Below are 22,030 nucleotides of genomic sequence, written 5' to 3' on the forward strand. Positions count from 1 at the left end.
CGTACGCGCCTGCCGTAAAACCCCCGGGGCTGCTCCTTGCGAACGAGGAGGTCCACGGGGTGCACCCGCCGGACGCCGCCCACATGGCCAGGGCCGTCGAACTCGCCGCGCTCGGCCGCGGCCGCACCAGCCCCAACCCGGTCGTCGGCTGCGTCGTCCTCGACGCCTCCGGCCAGGTCGCCGGCGAGGGATTCCACGCCAAGGCCGGCGGCCCGCACGCCGAGATCGCCGCCCTCGCCGCCGCCGGACCCCGCGCCCGGGGCGGCACCGCCTACGTCACCCTCGAACCCTGCGCGCACACCGGGCGCACCGGGCCCTGCGCCGGCGCCCTGATCGAGGCGGGGCTGGCCCGGGTCGTCTACGCCGTGCCCGACCCCAACCCCCGGGCGGCCGGCGGCGCGGCACGGCTCCGCTCGCACGGCCTCGCCGTCGAGTCCGGCCTGCTCGCCGAGGCCGCCGAGGCGGTGAACCGGGAGTGGCTCACCTTCGCCCGGCTCGGCCGCCCGCACGTCACCTGGAAGTACGCCGCCACCCTCGACGGCCGCTCCGCCGCCGCCGACGGCACCAGCCAGTGGATCACCTCGCCCGAGGCCCGGGCCGACGTCCACCGGCTGCGCGCCGCCTCCGACGCCGTCGTCGCCGGCATCGGCACCGTCCTCGCCGACGACCCCCGCCTCACCGCCCGCCCCGCCACCCCGCTGGACGGGACGCCGCCGTTGCGGGTGGTCGTCGACTCCAGCGCCAAGACCCCGCCGGCCGCCCGCGTGCTGGACGGCGAGGCCCCGACCCTGCTCGCGGTCGCCCGCGACGCCGACACCGCCGCCCTGCCGGGCGGCACCGACCTCGTCCGGATCCCGCGCGCCGAGGGCGGCCTCGACCTGCCCGCGCTCCTGCGTGAGCTGGCCCGCCGCGAGATCGTCACCGTCTTCCTGGAAGGCGGAGCGACCCTCGCCGGTTCCTTCCTGAGGCAAGGGCTGATCGACCGGGTCGTCGCCTACCTGGCGCCGGCGTTCCTGGGAGCGGGAGCGGCGGCACTGGGGGAGGCGGGCGTGGCGACGATCGCCGAGGCGCACCGCTGGAGCTTCACCGACTGCACCCCCCTCGGCCCCGACCTGCGGATCACCGCGGAGCCGGCGGCCCACCGACCCGCAACCCCGCACCACCCCAAGGAGCGCTGATGTTCACCGGCATAGTCGAGGAGCAGGGCGAACTGGTCGCCCTCGAACCCCTGGGCGACTCCGCCCGCCTGACCGTCCGCGGAAAACTGGTCACCGAGGACGCCGGGCACGGCGACTCGATCGCGGTCAACGGCGTCTGCCTGACCGTGGTCACCATCGAGGGCGAGGAGTTCACGGTCGACGTGATGAGGGAGACCCTGGAGCGCAGCTCCCTGGGCTCGCTCGAGACCGGCTCCAAGGTCAACCTGGAGCGTGCCGTACGGGCCGACCAGCGCCTGGGCGGCCACATCATGCAGGGCCACGTGGACGGGGTGGGCACGATCGTGCACCGCGTCCCCGGCGAGCGGTGGGAGGACGTGCGCATCTCCCTGCCGCCGCAGTTGAACCGCTATGTCGTGGAGAAGGGATCGATCGCCGTCGACGGGGTCAGCCTGACCGTCACCACGGTCGACGAGGACGGCTTCGGCGTCAGCCTCATCCCCACGACGCTCGCCCTGACCACACTGGGCGCCCGGCAGCCCGGCGACCCGGTCAACCTGGAGGTCGACGTGATCGCGAAGTATGTCGAGAAGCTGGTGACCCGATGAACTGGGCGGAGGCGGGCTTCCACCTGTTCGGCGTGAAGGTCCTCTGGACCGACCTCGTCGGCAGCCTGGCGGCGCTGGTGCCGGTGTTCCTGGCCATGCGCAAGTCCATCTGGAACTGGCCCATCCAGTTCGTGGGCGCGATCCTGCTGCTCATCGCCTACGCCAACGCCCACCTGACCGGCAGCGCGCTGAAGAACGCGATGATGGCCATCCTGGCGATCTACGGCTGGTGGAAGTGGCACCAGGGCACCCAGGGCGACCAGGAGCTGGTGATCCGCCAGGCCACGCCGCGCGAGCGGACCGGGCTGATCGCCGCGGTGGTCGGCGGGACGGCGGTCTTCGGCGTCTTCCTCTACCTGACCGGCCTGTCGTGGGGCGCGCACGCCCCGGCGCCGGAGAGCTACTTCCTGGTCGCCGCGGACGCCTACATCTTCGTCGGCGGCGCGGTGGCGACCTACGCGATGAGCAAGGCCCTGGTCGACTTCTGGATCATCTGGCTGCTCGTCGACCTGGTCGGCGTGCCGCTGGCCTTCAAGTCCGGCCTGTACTTCAACGGCTCGGTGTACGCGATCTTCTTCGTGATGGTCCTGTACGGCTTCGCCAACTGGCGCAAGCAGTCGCGCCTGACCCAGGAGGCGGTGGCCAAGTGAGCGCCGACCCGATCCGGCTCGACTCCATCGAGCGCGCCATCGCCGACATCCGCGACGGCCGCCCGGTCATCGTGGTCGACGACGAGAACCGCGAGAACGAGGGCGACATCGTCTTCGCCGCCGCCAAAGCCACCCCGGAGCTGCTGGCCTTCACCATCCGGCACACCAGCGGGGTGATCTGCGTGCCGATGGAGGGCCGCGAGCTCGACCGCCTCGGCCTGCCGCTCATGGTCCACCAGAACCGCGAGCGGCTGCGCACCGCCTACACGATCAGCGTGGACGCCCGCGACGGCGTCACCACCGGCATCTCGGCCGGCGACCGCGCCCGGACCATCCGCGCCCTGGCCGACTCGGCCACCGAGCCGCAGGAGCTGATCCGCCCCGGCCACATCTTCCCGCTGCGCTACCAGCCGGGCGGGGTGCTGGTCCGGCGCGGCCACACCGAGGCCGCGGTGGACCTGGCCAGGCTCGCCGGGCTGAGCCCGGCCGGCGCGATCGCCGAGATCGTCAACGACGACGGCACCATGGCCCGGCTGCCGGAGCTGCGCGTCTTCGCCGACGAGCACGGCCTGGCGCTGGTCTCCATCGAGCAGCTCGTCGACCACCGCCGGCGCACCGAGCAGATGGTCACCCGCGTCGCCCGGACGCGGCTGCCGAACCGGCACGGCACCTGGCAGGCCTACGGCTACGCCAGCGCCCTCGACGGCGGCGAGCACGTCGCCCTGGTGCTCGGCGACCTGGAGGGCGGCGAGAACATCCTGGTCCGCGCGCACTCCGAATGCCTGACCGGCGACGTCTTCGGCTCGCTGCGCTGCGACTGCGGCGTGCAACTGGAACACGCCATGGCGGCCATCGCCGCCGAGGGCCAGGGCGTGGTCGTCTACCTGCGCGGCCACGAGGGCCGGGGCATCGGCCTGCTGGCCAAGCTCCGGGCCTACAGCCTCCAGGACACCGGCAGCGACACCGTCGACGCCAACCTGGAGCTCGGCCTGCCGGTCGACGCCCGCGAGTTCTCCAACGCCGCCCAGATCCTGGCCGACCTGGGCGTCAAGTCGATCCGGCTGCTCACCAACAACCCGGCCAAGCTGCGCGGCATGGACGGCTACGGCATCAAGGTGCTGGGCCGCGAGCCGATGCCGGTGGCCGTCAACCCGTACAACGAGAAGTACCTGGCCGCCAAGCGCGAACGATTGGGGCACCACACATGAGCGGAGCAGGACGGCCGGCCGCCGCGGCGGTCGAGGCCGAGGGGCTGAGCGTCGGCATCGTGGCCGCCTCCTGGCACGCCGAGATCACCGACCAGCTCGTCGCGCGTGCCGTACAGGCGTGTGCCGACAGCGGCGCCACCGCCACGGTGGTGCGGGTGCCGGGGTCGCTGGAGATCCCGGTGGTCGCGCAGGCGCTGGCCCGCACGCACGACGCCGTGGTCGCGCTGGGCGCGGTGATCCGGGGGGAGACGGCCCACTTCGACTACGTCTGCGACTCGGTCACCTCGGGGCTGACCCGCGTCTCGCTCGACGAGCGCAAGCCGGTCGGCAACGGCGTGCTCACCTGCGAGAGCATGGAGCAGGCGGTGGCCCGTTCCGGCGTGCCGGGCAGCAGCGAGGACAAGGGGTACGAGTCGGCCGTCGCCGCGCTGGAGACCGCCCTGGTCCTGCGGGGTCTGGGGGCGGTGGCCGCCACCGGCCCCGGCCCGCGCACCCTGTAGGTTTGCCTGCGTGAGAGCTCCCGAGCTGCCGGTCACCTGGCGCCCGCGCCGCACCCGGCTGGTCGCGTACGGCTTCGCCGTCGTGATCATGGCGGGCGCGGTGGTGCTGGCCCTGCTGATGGGCGAACCCTGGACCTGGGGCGACCGGATCGCGCTGATCGTCTTCGCCGCCCTGGTCTGCGGTCTGCTGCACCTGCTCGCCCGGGTCCGGATCGTCGCCGACCGGCAGGGCCTCACCCTGGTCAACGCGGTCCGCACCCACCGCCGCTCCTGGGCCGAGGTGGTCGACGTCGGCATGGCCGAGGGCGACCCCTGGCCCAAGATCGACTTCTCCGACGGCACGACCGTCGGCGCGATGGGCATCCAGGGCTCGGAGAAGGCCGCGGCCCACCGCGCGCTGGCCGAGCTGGAGGCGCTCATCCACCAGCACGCCGAGGCCCCTGGCGGCCCGGACGACATCCCTCCGCACGACACCAAGGAAGACCCCGCATGAGCAACTCCCTCGACCTGTCCGCCTGGCCCCTGGTCCAGGCCGCCCAGGCCGGGCGCATGACGCTGGACGACGCGGCCGAGCTGGAGACGGGCATGCGCGCCCTGCTCGCCCGCGCCCAGGCCGAGAACCGCCGCTTCGCCCTCGTCGTCGACCAGCGCGAGCGCCGTGCCCCGGAGAAGGGCGCCCTGGAGGGCGTGCACGCCTTCTGGGACGCGCACGCCGAGGAGATCGCCACCTGGTGCCTGGCCTACGCCAGCGTCGTGGCCACCCCCGACCTGGCCGCCCTCGTCGTCAACCCGGGCCCCGGCGGCCTGGTGGTCTTCGGCACCACCGACCACGAGGAAGCCGTCTCCTGGGCCAAGGAGCGCCTGGCCGCCTGACCCCGCCCCTGCGAGCCCGCCGGGCGTGGAACCTGGCGCTCCGGGCTCGCACAGCGGACAATCAGGGCGATGGACATCGAGTCGCCGAAGCAGCTCGCCGAACACCTCGACCGGCACGCCTACCTGGCCGACGCGGGACTGGCCACCGCGGCCTTCCTCGCCCTGCGCATGGGCCGCCCGCTCTTCCTGGAGGGCGAGGCCGGGGTCGGCAAGACCGAGCTGGCCAAGGCGATGGCCGCCCTGCTGGAAGCCCCCCTGATCAGGCTGCAGTGCTACGAGGGCATCGACGCCGCCCAGGCCCTCTACGACTGGGACTTCGCCCGCCAGCTCCTCCACCTCAAGGCCGCCGAAGCGGCGGGCCGGCACGACGTGGGGGCGCTGGAGGCGGAGGTGTACGACCGGCGCTTCCTGATCGCCCGGCCGCTGCTGAAGGCGATCGAGACCCAGCCGAGTGTGCTGCTGGTCGACGAGGTGGACCGCGCCGACGACGAGTTCGAGGCGTTCCTGCTGGAGGTGCTGTCCGACTTCACCATCTCCATCCCCGAGCTCGGCACGATCCGCGCCGCGGCGCCGCCGGTGGTGGTGGTGACCTCCAACCGCACCCGCGAGGTGCACGACGCGCTCAAGCGCCGCTGCCTCTACCACTGGCTGGAGCATCCCGGCTTCGACCGGGAGGTGGCGATCCTGCTGCGCCGGGTGCCCGGCTGCGCCGAGCGGCTGGCCGAGCAGGTGGCGCGGGCGGCGGGACGGATGCGCGCGGCCGACCTGGTGAAACCGCCGGGGATCGCCGAGACGATCGACTGGGCCGAGGCGCTGCTCACCCTCGGGGCGCGCGACCTCGACCCGGATCTGGCCGCGGCGACGCTGGGCGCGGCGCTGAAGTATCGCGAGGACGTGCGCGCGGTGCTCGACTCGGGGCTGCTGGCCGGATGAGCCTCGCCGCGACGCTCGTCGGCTTCGCCCGCACGCTGCGGGCGGCGGGGGTCGCGGCCGACCACGAACGCACCCAGAACCTGCTGCGGGCCATGGCCTGCCTGGACGCGACCGACCCCGAGCAGGTCTACTGGGCCGGCCGCCTCACCCTGTGCGCCACCCGCGACGACCTGCCGCGCTACGACCGCTGCTTCGCCGCCTACTTCGCCGGGCGGCGGGCGAGCCGTACCGCGGCCAAGGTCACCCGCGCGAGCGTGACCGCGGCCGAGACCGGCGACGGCGAGGGGGAGGGGCGGGCGCTGCAGGTCAGCGCCAGCCGCCTGGAGGTGCTGCGGCAGCGCGACGTGACCCGGCTCAGCGCGCGGGAGCGCGCCGAGGTGCACCGGATGCTCTCGCTGCTGGCCGCCGGACGCGCCCAGCGCCGCTCCAGGAGATTCCGTACGGCTCGCAGAGGCGCCCTGGACCGGCAGCGCACCATCCGGGCGGCGCTCAAGCGCGGAGAGGTGGCCAGGCTGCTGCACCGCCGGCACGCCACCCGCCCCCGGCCGGCCGTGCTCCTGGTGGACGTGAGCGGCTCGATGAGCGGCTACGCCGAGACGCTGCTGCGCTTCGCCCACGCGATGGTGCGCCGCGAACCCAGGGCGACGCGGGTGTTCTCGGTCGGCACGCGGCTGACCGAGCTCACCGCCGGGCTCCGGCACCGCGATCCCGGCACCGCGCTGGCCGAGGTCTCCAGGACCATCCCCGACTGGAGCGGCGGCACCCGGCTGGGCGAGGAACTGCGCCACTTCCTGCGCCGGCACAGCGCCCGTGGCGCGATCGTGGTGATCGCCTCGGACGGCTGGGAGCGCGGCGACCCAGCCCTGCTGGGCGAGCAGGCGGCCCGGCTGGCCCGGCAGGCGCACCGGGTGATCTGGGTCAACCCGCACAAGGGGCACGAGGGGTTCCAGCCGCTCACCGGGGGGATGCGCGCGGCTCTGCCGTACGTGGACGATCTGGTCGCCGGGCACAGCCTGGCGGCCTACGAGGAGCTCGCCGGGAGGTTGGCGCATGCGTGACGTGCTGCCCGAGATCATGCGGTGGTGGCGCTCGGGGCTCAGGTTCGGCCTGGCCACGGTCGTGAGCACCTTCAGCAGCGCCCCCAGGCCGCCGGGCGCGGCCATGGCGGTGCGCGGGGACGAGGTGGTGGGCAGCGTCTCGGGCGGCTGCGTCGAGGGGGCGGTGTTCGAGCTGGCCACGGAGGTGGACACGCCGCTGCTGCAACGCTTCGGGGTGAGCGACGACGACGCCTTCGCGGTGGGGCTGACCTGCGGCGGGATTATCGACATCCTCATCGAACCCATCTCGATCGAGACTTATCCGGAAATGGGGGAGATCTACGCCTCGGTGCAGCGCCACGAACCGGTCGCCGTGGCGACGATCCTCGACGGCCCCGGCCGGCGCGGCGCCCGCCGGGTGATCTGGCCCGACCGCGTCTCCGGCTCGCTCGGCGTGGACCGCCTGGACGCCGCGGTGGACGACGACGCGCGCGGCATGCTCGCCCAGGGCGCGACCGGCGTGCGGCACTACGGCGGGCACGGCGAGCGCCGCCTGGACGAGCTCTCGGTCTTCGTGCAGTCCTTCGCGCCGCCGCCGCGCATGCTGGTCTTCGGGGCCATCGACTTCGCCGCCGCGGTGGCGCGGATCGGCAAGTTCCTCGGCTACCACGTCACCGTCTGCGACGCCCGGCCGGTCTTCGCCACCGCCAAACGCTTCCCCGACGCCGACCAGGTCGTGGTGAAGTGGCCGCACGACTACCTGGCCGCCACGCCCGTGGACGAGCGCACGGTGATCTGCGTGCTCACCCACGACCCCAAGTTCGACGTGCCGCTGCTCCAGGTCGCGCTGAAGACCCCGGCCGCCTACGTCGGCGCGATGGGCTCCCGGCGCACGCACGAGGACCGGCTGGCCCGGCTGCGCGAGGCGGGGATGCCGGAGGCGGAACTGGCCAGGCTGCGCTCCCCGATCGGCCTCGACCTGGGGGCGCGTACGCCGGAGGAGACCGCGGTGTCGATCGCGGCCGAGCTGATCCAGCTCCGGTGGGGCGGCAGCGGGCGGCCCCTGGCCCAGACCGAGGGCCGCATCCACGGCGAGACGTGACCGCGGATCCGGACGGAGAGGGGCCGGCAGGTTTCCCGCCGGAGAGGGGAGGAGAACACGAAGGGCATGAGAAACGACGGCGTGGCCGGCCTGCTGCTGGCCGCGGGGGCGGGGACCCGCCTGGGCGCCCCCAAGGCGACCCTGGAGCTCGACGGCGAGCGCCTGGTGGACCGCGGGGTGCGGATGCTGGAGGAGGGCGGCTGCCACCCGGTGGTGGTCGTGCTGGGCGCGGCGACCCTCCAGGTGCGTGGCGCGATCACCGTGCGCAACCCCGACTGGCGCAGCGGGATGGGCTCCTCCCTGCGGGTCGGCCTGGCGGCCCTTCCGCCGCAGGCCCAAGCGGTGGTCATCGCCCTGGTGGACCAGCCGTTCGTCGAGGCCGAGGCGGTCCGGCTGCTGATCGCCAGCGGCGCGTCCGTGGCCGTCGCCTCGTACGGCGGGCAGCCCCGCAACCCCGTGCTGATCGCCCGCGAGCACTTCGAGGCGGTCGCCGAGCAGGCCGTGGGCGACGTCGGAGCGCGGCCGTTCCTGCGCGCCTACCCCGAGCTGGTCACCGAGGTGCCGGTGCCGGGCGATCCCGCCGACATCGACACGCCCGACGACCTGCGCCGCCTGCAGCCTCACTAAGCATGTTCAGATGCGCAGCCCGGCGATCGCGGCGCGGTGGTCGCTGCCCATCGCCGGGGCCACGCCGGCGCTGACCGCGGTCATGCCACGGTAGAGGATGTGGTCGGGCCGGGTCACCGGGAAGCTCGACGGCCAGGTGAAACCGAACCCGTCGCCGGCCTCGGTCTGCGCGTTGAGCAGCGGCGGCGTCAGCCCCGACAGCCCGCGGTCGGTGGTGGCGGTGTTGAGGTCGCCGAGGACCAGGATGCGCTTGCTGGTGTCGGCGTCGATCAGCTTGCGCAGGGTCGCGAGGGAACGGTCGCGCTGCTCGGTGTGCCCGGGGCGGGCCGAGCCCAGGTGCACCACGTAGACGGTCACCTCGCCCTTGGGCGTGCGCAGCACCGCCCGCAGGCCGCGCTTCCAGCCGAGGCCGGGGTCGATGCCCTTCCAGCTCACGATCGGGAAGCGGCTCCACAGCCCGACGGTGGAGCTGGTCGCGGGTTCGCGGTCGAACATCGCGTTGAGCTGCTTGGCCGCCGGCCCGCCCGGGGTGAGCTCCTGGGCGGCCAGCACGTCGAGGTTCGCGGCGACGGTCTTGACCGCCAGGCCGGAGGAGTTGTTGACCACGCCCACGTTGACCGTGCCGACGCGCAGGTCGGCCTGCCCGCCGGGGGAGGAGGCCAGCGCGGTCGGGCCGAACATCGCCGCCCACACCACGCCCGGCACCAGCGCGGCGACGATCGCCGGGACCGACCGGGAGATCAGCGCCACCACCAGCAGGATCGGCACCAGCCAGCCGAACCAGGGCAGCACGCTCTCCAGGATGGTGGTGGCCCCGCCCAGCGGGGGCAGCAGGCCGTGTCCTGCCAGGACCGCGGCCAGCAGGACGGAGACGATGACCACAGCCCGGCTCAGCATCCTGCCAGGCTATTATGCGAAGCGGCAGAACAAGGTTCGGTTTCAAGGGGCGGCGCATGCGAATCGGGATGGCACTGAACTATTCGGGCGGTTTCAAGGAGACCGTCGCGGAACTGGCCGACTACGAGAAGGCCGGGCTGGAGATCGTCTTCGTGGCCGAGGCCTACAGCTTCGACGCGGTCAGCCAGCTCGGGTACATCGCCGCGCGCACCGAGCGGCTCCAGATCGCCTCCGGCATCCTGCCGATCTACTCCCGCACGCCCACGCTGCTGGCGATGACCGCGGCCGGGCTCGACTACGTCTCCGACGGGCGCTTCACGCTCGGCCTGGGGGCCTCGGGGCCGCAGGTGATCGAGGGCTTCCACGGCGTGCCGTACACCGCTCCGCTGGGCCGTACCCGCGAGGTCATCGAGATCTGCCGCAAGGTCTGGGCCCGGGAGAAGGTCACCTACGAGGGCCGCCACTACACGCTGCCGCTGCCGGTGGAGCGCGGGACCGGGCTGGGCAAGCCGCTCAAGCTGATCAACCACCCCGTCCGCGAGAACATCCCGGTCCTGATCGCCGCGATCGGCCCGAAGAACGTCGAGCTGGCCGCCGAGATCGCGAACTCCTGGCAGCCGATCTTCTACCTGCCGGAGAAGGCCGCCGACGTCTGGGGCGGCTCCCTGGCCGCCGGCAAGGCCAAGCGCGATCCGGCCCTGGGCGAGCTCGACACCGTCGGCCAGGCGTTCCTGGCCATCGGCAGCCCCGACGAGGTGCGCCCCTACGTCGAGCTCGGCCGTCCGACGGCCGCGCTCTACATCGGCGGCATGGGCGCGAAGGGCAAGAACTTCTACAACGACCTGGCCCGCCGCTACGGCTTCGAGAAGGAGGCCGAGCAGATCCAGGAGCTCTACCTGGCGGGCAAGAAGCAGGAGGCCGCCGCGCTGGTGCCGCAGGAGCTGATCGAGGGCATGTCGCTGATCGGCGACGAGGCCTTCGTGCGCGACCGCATCCAGGCCATGCGCGAGTCCGGGATCACCACCCTCAACGTCACGCCGCTGGGCCGGACGCACGAGGAGCGGCTCCGCCTGATCGAGCAGGTCCGCGAACTGTCGTCCTGATGATCGTTTATCCCGGTGTGGTGTGAATCACACCGGGATGTCGGAATATGCGTGCAGTGCCCGGATGTTGGCAACGCTCGTGAGGTATTTCGTGAAGGTCGTGTGGCTCGTGGAGCGGCTGCACATCGACCTGTGCCGCGCCACCGGCGCCACTCTCTGTCGCTGAATCCCCTTCTCGCGGACCCCCTTTCACCTCACGCATGGCCGACGGTTTCGGCATGCCGTACTTCCGGAGCACACCTCCCGTGAAGAGATTCAGCTTCTCTCTGCAACTTCTGCTCGGCCTGGCCGCCGGCGTCGTCCTCGGCCTCGTCGCCCGCACCTGGGACCTGACCTGGCTGGCGACCACGCTGACCGAGGTCGGCAAGATCTTCGTCCAGTTCCTCAAGCTCGCCGTGCCGCCCCTGGTCTTCACCGCGATCGTGGTGAGCATCGCCAACCTGCGCAACGTCGGCGGCGCCGCCCGGCTGGCCGGCAAGACCCTCTTCTGGTTCCTGATCACCGCGCTGGCCGCCGTGGTCGTCGGCATCGCGCTCGGCCTGATCCTCAACCCCGGCCAGGGCGTCACCCTCGACCTGACCAAGGCCGAGGCGGTCGACCTCGAAGGCCGCGGCACCTGGTTCGACTTCCTCGTCGGCATCATCCCGACCAACATCTTCACCGCCTTCTCCGAGCCCAACGTCCTCCAGATCGTCTTCCTGGGAGTCGTCTTCGGAGCGGCGGCGATCGCGGTCGGCGAGAAGGCCGAGCCCTTCCTCAACCTCACCCGCTCCGTCCTCGAACTGGTGCAGAAGGCCCTGTGGTGGGTCATCCGGCTGGCGCCCATCGGCACCGCCGCGCTGATCGGCAAGTCCATCGCCAACTACGGCTGGGACCTGCTCGCCCCCTTCGCCAAGCTGACCGCCGGCGTCTACATCGGCTGCGCCATCGTGCTGGTCGTGATCTACCCGGCGCTGCTCGCGCTGGTCGGCAAGGTCAACCCGCTCACCTTCTACCGCAACGCCTGGCCCGCCTTCGAGCTGGCCTTCGTCTCCCGCTCGTCGGTCGGCACCCTGCCGCTGACCCAGCGGGTGGCCGTCGAGCGCCTCGGCGTCGACCGTGACTACGCCTCCTTCTCGGTGCCCTTCGGCGCCACCACCAAGATGGACGGCTGCGCCTCGATCTACCCCGCGCTCGCCGCGATCTTCATCGCGCAGATCTACAACGTGCCGCTCGGCGTGGGCGACTACCTGCTCATCGCGCTCGTCTCCGTCATCGGCTCGGCGGCCACCGCCGGACTGACCGGCGCGATCGTGATGCTCAGCCTCACGCTGACCACCCTGGGCCTGCCCCTGGAGGGCGTCGGCCTGCTCCTCGCGATCGACCCCATCCTGGACATGATCCGCACCGCGACCAACGTCACGGGGCAGCTCGTCGTGCCGGTGCTGGTCGGCCGCTCGGAGAACAAGCTGGACGAGGCCGTCTTCAACGCCCCGCCCCAGCCCCTCGACTCGGCCCCGGCCGAGCGCCCGGCCGACCAGCGCCCGCTGGAACCGGCCACCGTCTGACGCGCGCACTGAAAGGGTGGGAAGCCGGCCGGCTTCCCACCCTTTCGTCGTTTCGGGCAGGACCACTTCGGTCCTCTGCCGGGTGCCCAGGCGCCTTCTCCCCCGAAGGCTACGAGCGGCCTAGTCGCTGATCTTCTTGGCCCACAACGTCACCCACTCCGCCGTGGACGAGCGCCGGCCGGCAGCCGGTGCCTGCCGGGTCACCACCCAGTTCCGGTCCCACATCTGGAACCGGCTCTTCCCCGTCGCGTCCCGATCCCGGATCAGGAAGAACCCCTTCTCCTGAAGGAAGTCCTGCGCCTCCTGCAAGTTCATCCCCACCACGTTCGGCATCACCACCTGCGGGGCCTCCGCGGCCGCGCTCGGCTTCGGCGTGGGGGTTTTCCTCGGCCGCGCGGTCTTCGTGACCGTGACCACCACCTCGGGCTCCTCCGTAGCGGGGGCGGAGGGGGGCGGCGCGGACGACTGCCCAGCCACACTGGTGCGGTCCCGGCTGTCGCCGCCGGCGGCCACCACGATCGCCACGCACCCGCCCAGCAGCAGAAGGGGCAGCCCGATCACCAACCCGAGGATGAGCGGCAGGTTGCTGCGCCGCCGCGGCGGCCCGTACCCGGGGTGAGGGTGCTGCCCGTACGGCTGCTGCGGGTACCCCATGGTCGTCTCCTCGTCACCGGTGGGACTCGTGAGACGTGTGCGATCTTGTGACGGTTTACCAACCAGCCGTGTCCGCATCCGGACACCCGCAGACGGCACCGCACAGGTTGACCGACCGGCTTCGCCGGCAGGCGATGCGTCGCCGATGCCGCCGCGGGGGCCTGCGGGCATGGTCACTCCGAGGTCAGGCCGTTGTCTCGGCCTGTAACCCCGGCGCTTCCCGCGGCGCCGATGCTTGTGAAGAAGCAGGCGAGTACGGCGGAGCCTTTATGGTTTCTGGTGTGACTGATGGTGAAATGCCGGACCAGCTCCTCGGCGGGCGTTACCGGCTCGACGAGCGGATCGCCCACGGACCGCTGGGCGAGGTGTGGCGGGCCTACGACCAGCAGGCCGACTGGCCGGTCGCGGTCCGGACCGTCGAGCCGGGCGTGGACGCCGTCACCCGGGGGCGCGTCACCCGGCGGGCCCGCACGCTGGCCGCGGTGCTGCACCCGAACGTGGTGACCGTCCTGGACGTGGGCGAGCGGTACGTGGTGATGGAGCACCTGTCCGGCGAGAGCCTGGCCGAGGTGGGGGCGCCGTTGCCGGCCGAGCAGGCCAGGGCGATCCTGCTGCAGCTCGTCGCGGGGCTCGACGCGGCGCACCGGGGTGGGGTCGTGCACGGGGACCTCAAGCCTGCCGACGTGCGCAAGGCGGGGAGCGGGGTTTTCAAGATCACCGGGTTCGGGCTGGCGGGGGATGGGCTGCCGCTGCCGGACGAGCTTGCCGCGCCTGAGAGCCCCTACCAGGCTCCGGAGCAGCGGGGTGGGGACACCGGGCGGGCTGCGGACCTGTATGCCCTGGGCGCCATCGCGTTCGAGCTTCTCACCGGTCAGCCTCCGGCCGGGCGAAGCGCCGGTTCCTCCGCCGGGGTTCCTTCCACCGGGGATCGGGCGGTTCCGGCGGGTTCCGGGGATCTGGCCGGAGTGCCGGTGGAGTTGCGGAGGCTGGTGCTGGCACTGCTGGCTGCCGATCCCACGGCTCGGCCCAGTCTCGCGGCGGTGCGGCAGGCGCTGGCGCCTCATCAGGACACGGCGGTGCTGCCTCAGCTCGGCACCGGCGTGCACAGCGGGGCGGGGGGTACTACGCCGCTTTCGCAGACGGCGATCTTCGACTCCGAGCCCGCGGACCCGGTGGATCGGCCGGATCGGCGGATGCTGGTCCAGCTCGGCATCGCTCTGGCCCTCATCGTCGTGGCCACCGCGGTCTTCGCGCTGTGGCCACGTGGTGGGGATGGTCAGGAGGCTCTGCCCGAGCCGACGCCCACGGCCGAGGTGACCCCGACCGAGACGGCCGAGCCGACGCCGACCCCCACGCCGACGCCAACGCCTTCGTCCACGCCGGCCACCACGCCGGACAGTCCGGTGCAGCAGATTCCCGCTCAGCTTCAGGACGGTCCGCCCGGTGGCTGGGGCGAGTTCGTGGGGCGGTTGCACGAGGCGGTCGGGATCCACGAGGGGCGGGGTGAGATCGATCCGCGGGTGGCGGACAAGGCGCACCGGGGGTTCGACAAGGCCATGGAACGGCTGCGTGAGGGGCGGACGGACAAGGGGGTGGCGGAGTTGCAGAAGACCGCTGCCGAGCTGGCCAAGGCTCGTGACCGCGGTGAGGTGCCGCCGACCGGTCCGCTGGCCGACCTCCTGGACCGCTTCGGTCTTTGGTAACCGGCTCCTCGGACGGGCCTGCCCCAAGCGGCGAAAGGCGAAGGCCCCCCTCAAAGGCGAAGGCCCCCCTCAAAGGCGAAGGCCCCCCTCAAAGGGGAAGGCCCCCTCGGTGGATCCGAGGGGGCCGTGCCGTACACCGGGGAACCCCGGGGTCAGTCCTTGGACATCAGGGTGAGCGCGTAGAAGGCGATCGCCGCGAAGTCGTCGGCAGGCTCGGAGGCCTGCCAGGACCGCACGTCGTCAACGAACCGGCTCCCGTGCCCGGTGAACTCCGCGTACCGGTCCACGTCGTCGGCCGGGCACTTGGGCATCTCCTCGAAGTGCCCGCCGAGCCCGCCCTCGAAGAGCGAGGCGCTGTTGGGCCCGTTCACGACCGCGCCGACCGCGGGCCGGCCGGTGATGTTGGACATCTGGTAGTGCGGGCACTTGATCGAGTTCTCGCCCACCTCGGCCACGAACGACACGCCCCACGGGTTGCCGCCCAGCGCCCAGTTGCGCTGTGCCGTACCGAAGGCGTCGTAGCTGCGGTCGCCGGTCACCTGGCGGTAGAGGCGCGAGGTGGCGGCCAGGCCGAAGGTGCGCGGCACGGAGTCGAACTCGTCGTAGCGCGCCCCGGCGCGGAAGGGGTCGGCGGCGGCGCGGGCGGCGCCGATGTCGAGCTGGGCCTTGAGCCCGGCCAGCAGGGCCTTCTCGTCCACCGCCAGCCCGGTGGCCCCGGACTTGCGCAGCGCCTTGACCAGGTCCGCGTGCGCCAGCGCGCTGACGTCGTACAGGTTGAGCGTGTCACCGGAGTCCTGGGCCATGTACTCGCCCGCCCAGCGAGCCGCCTGCGCGATCCAGCCGGAGGCGCGCGAGTCGCCCAGGCGCAGCGCGGCCAGCGCCAGTTCGGCGCCGCCCAGCTCCATGTCGTCGCGCCAGACGCTCTCGGGGTAGAAGGCGTGCGGGAGGGAGGTCACGAGCTGGCCGACGTTCTCGGTCTTGGCCATGGCGTAGATCGAGGCGGCCTGGTCGAGGTACTGCTGGGCGCGCCAGCGCGAGGGCTCCACCTGGGCGGCCAGCGCGAAGGCGGCGGCGGTGCGGCCGGCCAGGTTGGGGCTGATCGGCTCGCCGGGGGCGGCGGCGCGGAAGACCGGCCGGTTGCGGATGTACTGGTGGCCTTCGGCCTGGTCGCCGTCGTCGGCCTCGGGCAGGCGCCAGATGTCGTGGTCGCCGACGAAGGTGCCCTCGGCGTTGCCCGCGCCGATGCCGACCTGGATGTAGAGCGTCTTGGTCTTCTCGTCCCACATCTTGTCGAGGTACTTCAGCCCGTGGGCGGCCTCGCGGCGCAGGCGCGGGTCGGGGGAGCCGTCGCGCTTGGCCGCCCAGAGCAGGGTGTCCACGTAGGCCAGGATGTGGGTGAACTTGAGGTAGTCGCCGGCGTCGAACCAGCCGCCCTCCACGTCCACCGGGCCGCCGACCTTGGTCAGGTCGCCCTTGATCTGGTCGGTGTCCGGGCCGGTGAAGGTGGGCCAGTCGTAGACGGAGGCGGCCCGGTCGTTGAGGTGGCTGGCCCGGCGCAGCGCCTCGGAGCCGTCGCGCTGGCCGCCGAAGAAGGTCACCACCTTGGCCGCGGGCAGGGCCAGCAGGGCGGCGGGCGCCACCTTGAACTCGGCCGAGGTGAGCGTGCCCACCTTGATCCGGTAGCTGCCCGGCCGGTTGAGCTTGGACAGGTCGAGGTCGTAGACGTGCGGGTACTTGGCGTTCCATTCGCCCAGGTCGCGGCCGGCCGTACCGCCGAGGACCTCGCGGCCGCGGTGGTCGACGACGGAGAAGCGCGCGCCCGGCGCGCCCGAGGCGGACATCAGGTAGGCGTGCTTGGCCTCGGCGGGCGCGAAGCCCACCTGGTCGACGCGGATGAATCCGGTGGTGCTGGGCTGGGCCATGGCGGGTGCTCCCATGGTCAGTACGGCTAGCGCGACGGCGGCAGCGGCGACCCTCATGCTGGCTCCAAGCGGTCGGCGGGGACAAGGGGTGTGTCATCAAGTTAGGAAAGTTTCCTAACGTTGCTCGGACGCTAGCCGTGGCACCGGGGGCAGGTCAATACGCGTAGATTGGCCAAATGACCGAGATTGCGGATTACGCGCGACGGCGCGCCGAGCTCGCCCGCATCCTGCCCGGCGTGCCCGCCCTGCTCGTCACCAGCCCGGTGAACGTGCGCTACCTCACCGGCCTGGACAGCTCCAACGCCGCGGTCCTGGTCTGGGCGGACGGCGCGGCCACGCTGGCCACCGACTCACGCTACATCGAGCTGACCCGCGGCCTGGACCTCGAGGTCGTCGAGGACCGCGACGTGGTCGGCCGCCTGGCCGCGCAGGGCGTCGGCATCGAGGCCGCCCACATGACGGTGGCCACCTTCAGCCGGCTGAACGGCGTCGTCCCGACCGACCCGCTGGTGGAGAAGCTGCGCCAGGTCAAGGACGAGCACGAGCTCGCGCTGCTGCGCACCGCCTGCGAGATCACCGACCAGGCCTTCGCCGACGTGCTGCCCGCCGTACGGCCCGGCCTGACCGAGCGCGAGCTGGCCCGGCTGCTGGAGACCAGGATGGCCGAGCTCGGCGCGGACAAGCCCGCCTTCGACACCATCGTCGCGTCCGGCGAGAACGGCGCGGTCCCCCACCACTCGCCGACCGACCGGCCGATCCGCGCGGGCGACCTGGTCACCGTCGACTTCGGCGCCCGCTACCGCGGCTACCACGCCGACATGACCCGCACCTTCGCCCTCGGGCACACCGCCGCCTGGCAGGACGACCTGTACGCGCTGGTGCACGCCGCGCAGAGCGCCGGTCTGGCCGCCGTCGCGCCCGGCGCGGTCGCCGGCGATCTCGACGCAGCCGCCCGCTCCCTGATCGAGGCGGCCGGCTTCGGCGAGCACTTCCGGCACGGCCTCGGACACGGCGTCGGCCTGGAGATCCACGAGGACCCGTTCCTGGGCCCCTCCCGGACCGGTAAACTAGAGGATCGAGTTCCGGTCACCGTCGAACCCGGGGTCTACCTCCCCGGCCGCGGCGGCATCCGCATCGAGGACACGCTCGTCACTCGGGACGCGGGCCCGGAGCTCTTCACCAAGACGACCAAGGAGCTGCTCGTCCTCTAGGGGAGCGGCCGCACCCGGGAGATGTACGAGTGGCGACGACCAACGACCTGAAGAACGGCATGGTGCTGAAGCTCGACGGCGGTGAGCTCTGGGCCGTTGTCGAATTCCAGCACGTCAAGCCGGGCAAGGGCGGCGCCTTCGTGCGCACCAAGCTGAAGAACGTGCTGTCCGGCAAGGTGGTCGACAAGACCTTCAACGCCGGCGTGAAGGTCGACGTGGCCAACGTCGACAAGCGCGAGATGCAGTTCTCCTACAAGGACGGCGACGACTTCGTCTTCATGGACACCGAGACCTACGACATGGTCAACGTCTCCGCCAAGACGGTCGGCGACGCCGCCAACTACATGCTGGAGAACACCAACGCGACCGTCGCCTTCAACGAGGGCGCCGCGCTCTACGTCGACCTGCCCGCCGCGGTCGAGCTCATCATCGCCAACACCGAGCCCGGCCTGCAGGGCGACCGCTCCACCGGCGGCACCAAGCCGGCCACCCTGGAGACCGGCGCCGAGATCAAGGTGCCGCTGTTCATCACCACCGGCGAGAAGGTCAAGGTCGACACCCGCAGCGGCGAGTACCTCGGCCGCGCCTGATGTCCGCACGCGGTAAAGCGCGCCGGCGTGCGCTCGACATCCTGTTCGAGGCCGAGCTCCGCGACAGCGACCCGCTGGCGATCCTCGCCGAGCGGGTCGAGCGCGCGGAGCCCCCGGTCAACGAGTACACCTCCGCCATCGTCGAGGGCGTCGTCCGGCACCGGGGGCGCATCGACGAGCTGATCACCACCTACGCCGAGGGGTGGACGCTGGAGCGCATGCCCGCCGTCGACCGCAACCTCCTGCGCGGCGGCACCTACGAGCTGCTCTGGATGCCCGACGTGCCCGAGGGCGTGGTCATCAGCGAGTGGGTGCACCTGGCCAGCGAACTGTCCACCGACGACTCGCCGCAGTTCATCAACGGGCTGCTGGCCCGGTTCAAGTCGCTCAAGCCGACCCTGGCGCTCTAGCGCCGGGCTCGGCCGGTCGTCGTCGCCTCCGGATCTGGTTCCCCTCCGGCGCCAGATCCGGCATGGCCCGCGCCGGCTGTGCGACGATCGGGGCGTGACGACCGAGGACGACGTCCGCCGCCTGGCCCTCGCCCTGCCCGAGACGGCCGAGAAGCCGATGTACGGCATGCCCGCCTTCTACGTGCGCGGCAAGTGGTTCGCCCGGATCCGCGAGGAGGGCGACGTCCTGGCCGTGCCGGTGGCGGCCGAGGAGGACAAGGCCGAGCTGGTCGCCGCGGAGCCGGCCAAGTTCTTCACCACCGCGCACTACGACGGGCACGCGGTCGTGCTGGTGCGGCTGCCCGAGGTGGGGGCCGCCGAGCTGGGGGAACTGCTCGCCGACGCGTGGCGGCTGCGCGCGCCCAAACGCCTGGCCGCCGGCTCCTGAGCCACACCCCACCCTCCGTTCCCCGCCACAGCCTGCTCCGCGGCCCTGGATGGCCCCTTACGGCCCTCTTCGTCCCCCCGGCGGCGATGTGCCGCCATACGCCCCGCCGTACCTGTATGACCCCTTCAGGCCTCGCGCAAGGCCGGGCCCGGGCTCGGCGGTGGCCCCACCGGGCGCCCTGCCGCTGGCATAGGCTGACTCCGAACCTGGAAACACACGAGGAGGCGGGCTTGCAAGGCGTCACGAGAGCTCCGGCGGTGCGCACGGCAGTGGTCTGGGACGCGCTGCGTGCGGTGCTGAGCGCCGCGGGCCGAGAGCGGCTCGACATCGTCGACGCCGGCGGCGGCACGGGCGGGTTCGCGGTGCCGCTGGCCGAACTGGGCCACGCGGTCACCGTGGTCGACCCCAGCCCCGACTCGCTGTTCGCGCTGGAGCGCCGGGCGGCCGAGGCCGGGGTCGCCGTGCGCGGCCTGCAGGGCGACGCGGCCGACCTGGCCGACATCCTGCCGCGCGACAGTGCCGACCTGGTGCTGTGCCACAGCGTGCTGGAGTACGTGGAGGACCCGCGCAGCGCGCTGGTGGCCGTCCACGGCCTGCTGCGCCCGGGCGGCACGGTCAGCGTGCTGGCCGCCAACCCGGTCGCCGCGGCGATCCACCGGGCGGTCGCCGGCCACTTCGACGAGGCCCGCGAGGCGCTGGCCACCGGCCGGTGGGGCGCGAAGGACCCGACGCCGCGCCGCTTCGACGCCGCCGCCCTCACCGCGCTCCTGGCCGAGGCCGGGTTCGGCGCGACGCAGGTGCACGGGGTGCGGGTCTTCGCCGACCTGGTGCCCAGCCGCCTGGTCGACGGCGAGCCGGGCGCGGCCGAGGCGCTGATCGCGCTGGAGCAGGCCGCGGCCACCCATCCGGTGCTGCGCGACATCGCCGCCCAGCTCCACGTGGTCGCGAATCGAACATAGAATCGAAGCGTGTCGCGCAAGCAGATCTCCGGGATCGGGCCGGTCACGGCCCGAACGGGCGGCCGGGCCGACGACGCCGGCTGCCCGATCCTGCACGTGGACATGGACGCCTTCTTCGCCAGCGTCGAGTTGCTGGAGCGCCCCGAGCTCCGGGGCCGCCCGGTGATCGTCGGCTCGCCCGCGGGCCGGGGGGTGGTGCTGAGCGCCACCTACGAGGCCCGCGCGTTCGGCGTGCACTCGGCCATGCCGATGAGCCGGGCCCGGCGGATCTGCCCGCAGGCCACGATCATCCCGCCGAGTCACGGCAAGTACGGCCAGGTCTCCAAGGGCGTGATGGAGATCTTCCACTCCGTCACCCCGCTGGTGGAGCCGATCGCCTCCGACGAGGCCTTCCTCGACGTGGGCGGCGCGCGCCGGCGGCTGGGCTCGCCTGCGGAGATCGCCGCGCTGATCCGGGGGCAGGTGCTGGAGCGGTACGGGATCACCTGCTCGGTCGGGGTGGCGAGCAGTAAATTCATCGCCAAACTCGCCTCAAAGCAGTGCAAACCGGACGGGATGCTCGTGGTGCCCGAGGCGGACATCGTCGCCTTCCTGCACCCGCTGCCCGTCTCGGCGCTGTGGGGCGTCGGCGAGCGCACCGAGCTGGCCCTGACCCGCCTGGGCATCCGCACCGTGGGCGACCTGGCCCAGGTGCCCGTGGCGACCCTCCAGCGCGAGCTGGGCGGCGCGGCGGGCGCCCACCTGGCCGCCCTGGCCTGGGGCCGCGACGAGCGCGCGGTGAGCCCGCACGTGCCGGACAAGAGCATCGGCAACGAGGAGACTTTCGCCACGGACGTGGACGATCCCGCGGTGATCCGCCGGGAGTTGCTCCGCCTGGCGGAAAAGGTGGCCGCCAGGATGCGTAAGAGCGGCTACGTGGGCAGGACAGTGAGTGTGAAGCTGCGCCGGGCCGACTTCTCGACGATCAGCCGGTCCAAGACCCTCCGGGAACCGACCGATGTCGCCCAGGAGATCTACGCCACGGCCTGCGCCCTCTTCGCCGCCTCCGGTCTCGAGCGGGTCCGCCTGCGCCTGATCGGGGTCCGCATGGAGCAGCTCGCCCCGGCCGAGGAGGCCGCGCACCAGCTCAGCCTGGGTGAGCGCGAGAGCGGATGGCGCGAGGCCGAACAGGCGATGGACAAGGCGGTACGGCGTTTCGGGCCCGATGCGGTGGTCCCGGCTTCACTGGTACGAGGACGACTTGATGAAATGGATGCATGATGGGGGCTAGTCAGCCGATGTCGGGACTCTTCCGGGGGGTGGGGGAATGATCGACGTGTCACCTCCGGTTTGGTCGGCGTTGGCCGTTTTCTTTCGCCTACGTCTACAGCCTCGTATTCTGGGGATAACCGACCGCGAGGTTCGGACACCCCGTGTCGTCCGTTGCCGTCTTCCCCGTTATGGGGCCGTCCTTGGGAGGCGCCGTGCCGCTCTCTGAGCACGAGCAGCGCTTGCTCGACCAGATCGAGCAGGCCCTCTACGCCGAGGACCCGAAGTGGGCCAACACCGTAAGGATCAGTGACCCACGCAACCATTACAAGCGACGTCTGATCAAGGCCTCCGTCGGCTTTGCGCTCGGCATCGTTCTGCTGATGGTCGGCGTGGTCATCAACCAGATCCCGCTCGGCGTCGGCGGTTTCGTGGTCATGCTCGCCGCGTGTCTGTGGGGCCTGTCGAGCTGGAAGCGTATGAGTGGAATAGGTGACGCACCCGCGCCCGGCACTCCGGTGCAGGGCAAAGGTCCGCGTCGCGGAAACCGTGGCTCCTTCATGGAGCGCATGGAGGAGCGCTGGCGCCGTCGACACGACGAGCGTTAGCAGGCCCCGCGTTCCGTCGAGGTGACGAGCGCGGGCGTGCGGAAGCGCCCCTGTAC

At 72.2% G+C, this 22,030-nt stretch carries 24 protein-coding genes; 21 read left to right on the forward strand and 3 right to left on the reverse strand.

Features of this window, described 5'->3' with window-relative positions; translation table 11 throughout:
- Nucleotides 1-59: 59 nt before the first annotated feature.
- The 11 genes from ribD (at nucleotide 60) to AB0I67_RS17840 (ending at nucleotide 8,695) form a co-directional block, all read left to right on the forward strand.
- Nucleotides 60-1,178, forward strand: coding sequence for a bifunctional diaminohydroxyphosphoribosylaminopyrimidine deaminase/5-amino-6-(5-phosphoribosylamino)uracil reductase RibD (gene ribD / locus AB0I67_RS17790; protein ID WP_357924318.1), 1,119 nt, complete (start codon nucleotides 60-62; stop codon nucleotides 1,176-1,178).
- Nucleotides 1,178-1,765: a riboflavin synthase gene (locus AB0I67_RS17795; RefSeq protein ID WP_357924320.1), complete on the forward strand. Its 588-nt coding sequence runs from the start codon at nucleotides 1,178-1,180 to the stop codon at nucleotides 1,763-1,765. The genes ribD and AB0I67_RS17795 overlap by 1 nt, the downstream gene beginning before the upstream one ends.
- Nucleotides 1,762-2,415 carry a nicotinamide riboside transporter PnuC gene (gene pnuC / locus AB0I67_RS17800; protein ID WP_357924322.1) on the forward strand — a complete coding sequence of 218 codons (654 nt, stop codon included), beginning with the start codon at nucleotides 1,762-1,764 and terminating at the stop codon, nucleotides 2,413-2,415. The genes AB0I67_RS17795 and pnuC overlap by 4 nt, the downstream gene beginning before the upstream one ends.
- Nucleotides 2,412-3,623 (forward strand): bifunctional 3,4-dihydroxy-2-butanone-4-phosphate synthase/GTP cyclohydrolase II, encoded by a 1,212-nt coding sequence (locus tag AB0I67_RS17805; RefSeq protein WP_357924324.1) that lies wholly within the window; start codon nucleotides 2,412-2,414, stop codon nucleotides 3,621-3,623. The genes pnuC and AB0I67_RS17805 overlap by 4 nt, the downstream gene beginning before the upstream one ends.
- Entirely contained in the window at nucleotides 3,620-4,123 is a 504-nt protein-coding gene (gene ribH, locus AB0I67_RS17810; RefSeq protein WP_357924325.1) for a 6,7-dimethyl-8-ribityllumazine synthase, read from the forward strand. Before AB0I67_RS17805 ends, ribH begins: the two co-directional genes overlap by 4 nt.
- A 10-nt stretch (nucleotides 4,124-4,133) precedes the next feature.
- Entirely contained in the window at nucleotides 4,134-4,616 is a 483-nt protein-coding gene (locus AB0I67_RS17815; RefSeq protein WP_357924327.1) for a PH domain-containing protein, read from the forward strand.
- The gene (locus tag AB0I67_RS17820) at nucleotides 4,613-4,996 is read left to right on the forward strand and encodes a hypothetical protein (protein ID WP_357924329.1); all 384 of its coding nucleotides are present in this window, start codon (nucleotides 4,613-4,615) and stop codon (nucleotides 4,994-4,996) included. Before AB0I67_RS17815 ends, AB0I67_RS17820 begins: the two co-directional genes overlap by 4 nt.
- A gap of 69 nt (nucleotides 4,997-5,065) precedes the next feature.
- Complete coding sequence (locus AB0I67_RS17825; protein WP_357924331.1) at nucleotides 5,066-5,929, forward strand: MoxR family ATPase; 864 nt, start codon at nucleotides 5,066-5,068, stop codon at nucleotides 5,927-5,929.
- Complete coding sequence (locus tag AB0I67_RS17830) at nucleotides 5,926-6,987, forward strand: VWA domain-containing protein (protein ID WP_357924333.1); 1,062 nt, start codon at nucleotides 5,926-5,928, stop codon at nucleotides 6,985-6,987. The genes AB0I67_RS17825 and AB0I67_RS17830 overlap by 4 nt, the downstream gene beginning before the upstream one ends.
- The gene (locus AB0I67_RS17835) at nucleotides 6,980-8,068 is read left to right on the forward strand and encodes an XdhC/CoxI family protein (protein WP_357924335.1); all 1,089 of its coding nucleotides are present in this window, start codon (nucleotides 6,980-6,982) and stop codon (nucleotides 8,066-8,068) included. Before AB0I67_RS17830 ends, AB0I67_RS17835 begins: the two co-directional genes overlap by 8 nt.
- 66 nt (nucleotides 8,069-8,134) lie before the next feature.
- The gene (locus AB0I67_RS17840; protein WP_357924337.1) at nucleotides 8,135-8,695 is read left to right on the forward strand and encodes a nucleotidyltransferase family protein; all 561 of its coding nucleotides are present in this window, start codon (nucleotides 8,135-8,137) and stop codon (nucleotides 8,693-8,695) included.
- Nucleotides 8,696-8,701: 6 nt separating this feature from the next.
- Here the strand turns inward: AB0I67_RS17840 and AB0I67_RS17845 are convergent, their stop codons facing one another.
- Nucleotides 8,702-9,592, reverse strand: coding sequence for an endonuclease/exonuclease/phosphatase family protein (locus AB0I67_RS17845; protein ID WP_357924338.1), 891 nt, complete (start codon nucleotides 9,590-9,592; stop codon nucleotides 8,702-8,704).
- Nucleotides 9,593-9,648: 56 nt separating this feature from the next.
- Here AB0I67_RS17845 and AB0I67_RS17850 point away from each other — a divergent pair, with 56 nt between their 5' ends.
- Both AB0I67_RS17850 and AB0I67_RS17855 read left to right on the forward strand, forming a co-directional pair.
- Entirely contained in the window at nucleotides 9,649-10,695 is a 1,047-nt protein-coding gene (locus AB0I67_RS17850; RefSeq protein WP_357924340.1) for an LLM class F420-dependent oxidoreductase, read from the forward strand.
- Between the two features lie 245 nt (nucleotides 10,696-10,940).
- Nucleotides 10,941-12,242, forward strand: a complete 1,302-nt coding sequence (locus AB0I67_RS17855) for a dicarboxylate/amino acid:cation symporter (RefSeq protein WP_357924342.1) — start codon at nucleotides 10,941-10,943, stop codon at nucleotides 12,240-12,242.
- 120 nt (nucleotides 12,243-12,362) lie between these two features.
- On the opposite strand, the gene AB0I67_RS17860 is transcribed toward AB0I67_RS17855, so the two are convergent.
- Nucleotides 12,363-12,896 (reverse strand): PASTA domain-containing protein, encoded by a 534-nt coding sequence (locus AB0I67_RS17860; RefSeq protein ID WP_357924344.1) that lies wholly within the window; start codon nucleotides 12,894-12,896, stop codon nucleotides 12,363-12,365.
- A gap of 281 nt (nucleotides 12,897-13,177) precedes the next feature.
- Here AB0I67_RS17860 and AB0I67_RS17865 point away from each other — a divergent pair, with 281 nt between their 5' ends.
- Nucleotides 13,178-14,599 carry a serine/threonine-protein kinase gene (locus AB0I67_RS17865; RefSeq protein ID WP_357924346.1) on the forward strand — a complete coding sequence of 474 codons (1,422 nt, stop codon included), beginning with the start codon at nucleotides 13,178-13,180 and terminating at the stop codon, nucleotides 14,597-14,599.
- 152 nt (nucleotides 14,600-14,751) lie between these two features.
- Here the strand turns inward: AB0I67_RS17865 and AB0I67_RS17870 are convergent, their stop codons facing one another.
- Nucleotides 14,752-16,578, reverse strand: a complete 1,827-nt coding sequence (locus AB0I67_RS17870) for a glycoside hydrolase family 9 protein (protein ID WP_357924348.1) — start codon at nucleotides 16,576-16,578, stop codon at nucleotides 14,752-14,754.
- A gap of 119 nt (nucleotides 16,579-16,697) precedes the next feature.
- Here AB0I67_RS17870 and AB0I67_RS17875 point away from each other — a divergent pair, with 119 nt between their 5' ends.
- From AB0I67_RS17875 to AB0I67_RS17905, 7 genes are all read left to right on the forward strand, one after another.
- Entirely contained in the window at nucleotides 16,698-17,732 is a 1,035-nt protein-coding gene (locus tag AB0I67_RS17875; RefSeq protein WP_357924350.1) for a Xaa-Pro peptidase family protein, read from the forward strand.
- 29 nt (nucleotides 17,733-17,761) lie between these two features.
- Nucleotides 17,762-18,322: an elongation factor P gene (efp, locus tag AB0I67_RS17880; protein WP_357924352.1), complete on the forward strand. Its 561-nt coding sequence runs from the start codon at nucleotides 17,762-17,764 to the stop codon at nucleotides 18,320-18,322.
- Nucleotides 18,322-18,732: a transcription antitermination factor NusB gene (gene nusB / locus AB0I67_RS17885; protein WP_357924354.1), complete on the forward strand. Its 411-nt coding sequence runs from the start codon at nucleotides 18,322-18,324 to the stop codon at nucleotides 18,730-18,732. The genes efp and nusB overlap by 1 nt, the downstream gene beginning before the upstream one ends.
- 94 nt (nucleotides 18,733-18,826) lie before the next feature.
- The gene (locus AB0I67_RS17890; protein ID WP_357924356.1) at nucleotides 18,827-19,159 is read left to right on the forward strand and encodes an MmcQ/YjbR family DNA-binding protein; all 333 of its coding nucleotides are present in this window, start codon (nucleotides 18,827-18,829) and stop codon (nucleotides 19,157-19,159) included.
- 230 nt (nucleotides 19,160-19,389) lie between these two features.
- Nucleotides 19,390-20,118 (forward strand): methyltransferase domain-containing protein, encoded by a 729-nt coding sequence (locus tag AB0I67_RS17895; protein ID WP_357924358.1) that lies wholly within the window; start codon nucleotides 19,390-19,392, stop codon nucleotides 20,116-20,118.
- Between the two features lie 9 nt (nucleotides 20,119-20,127).
- Nucleotides 20,128-21,378 carry a DNA polymerase IV gene (dinB, locus tag AB0I67_RS17900; protein WP_357924360.1) on the forward strand — a complete coding sequence of 417 codons (1,251 nt, stop codon included), beginning with the start codon at nucleotides 20,128-20,130 and terminating at the stop codon, nucleotides 21,376-21,378.
- Nucleotides 21,379-21,581: 203 nt separating this feature from the next.
- The gene (locus AB0I67_RS17905) at nucleotides 21,582-21,974 is read left to right on the forward strand and encodes a DUF3040 domain-containing protein (RefSeq protein ID WP_357924362.1); all 393 of its coding nucleotides are present in this window, start codon (nucleotides 21,582-21,584) and stop codon (nucleotides 21,972-21,974) included.
- The last annotated feature ends 56 nt before the right edge of the window (nucleotides 21,975-22,030 follow it).

It is taken from the genome of Nonomuraea sp. NPDC050310, assembly GCF_040655795.1.
In the GTDB taxonomy this organism is placed as follows: domain Bacteria; phylum Actinomycetota; class Actinomycetes; order Streptosporangiales; family Streptosporangiaceae; genus Nonomuraea.

Bases quoted from the DNA above. Each gene is read 5' to 3' on its own strand.
- AB0I67_RS17795 (WP_357924320.1), top strand. From the start codon at position 1,178: ATGTTCACCGGCATAGTCGAGGAGCAGGGCGAACTGGTCGCCCTCGAA.
- pnuC (WP_357924322.1), top strand. From the start codon at position 1,762: ATGAACTGGGCGGAGGCGGGCTTCCACCTGTTCGGCGTGAAGGTCCTC.
- ribH (WP_357924325.1), top strand. From the start codon at position 3,620: ATGAGCGGAGCAGGACGGCCGGCCGCCGCGGCGGTCGAGGCCGAGGGG.
- AB0I67_RS17820 (WP_357924329.1), top strand. From the start codon at position 4,613: ATGAGCAACTCCCTCGACCTGTCCGCCTGGCCCCTGGTCCAGGCCGCC.
- AB0I67_RS17825 (WP_357924331.1), top strand. From the start codon at position 5,066: ATGGACATCGAGTCGCCGAAGCAGCTCGCCGAACACCTCGACCGGCAC.
- AB0I67_RS17830 (WP_357924333.1), top strand. From the start codon at position 5,926: ATGAGCCTCGCCGCGACGCTCGTCGGCTTCGCCCGCACGCTGCGGGCG.
- AB0I67_RS17835 (WP_357924335.1), top strand. From the start codon at position 6,980: ATGCGTGACGTGCTGCCCGAGATCATGCGGTGGTGGCGCTCGGGGCTC.
- AB0I67_RS17840 (WP_357924337.1), top strand. From the start codon at position 8,135: ATGAGAAACGACGGCGTGGCCGGCCTGCTGCTGGCCGCGGGGGCGGGG.
- AB0I67_RS17845 (WP_357924338.1), bottom strand. From the start codon at position 9,592: ATGCTGAGCCGGGCTGTGGTCATCGTCTCCGTCCTGCTGGCCGCGGTC.
- AB0I67_RS17850 (WP_357924340.1), top strand. From the start codon at position 9,649: ATGCGAATCGGGATGGCACTGAACTATTCGGGCGGTTTCAAGGAGACC.
- AB0I67_RS17860 (WP_357924344.1), bottom strand. From the start codon at position 12,896: ATGGGGTACCCGCAGCAGCCGTACGGGCAGCACCCTCACCCCGGGTAC.
- AB0I67_RS17870 (WP_357924348.1), bottom strand. From the start codon at position 16,578: ATGAGGGTCGCCGCTGCCGCCGTCGCGCTAGCCGTACTGACCATGGGA.
- AB0I67_RS17875 (WP_357924350.1), top strand. From the start codon at position 16,698: ATGACCGAGATTGCGGATTACGCGCGACGGCGCGCCGAGCTCGCCCGC.
- nusB (WP_357924354.1), top strand. From the start codon at position 18,322: ATGTCCGCACGCGGTAAAGCGCGCCGGCGTGCGCTCGACATCCTGTTC.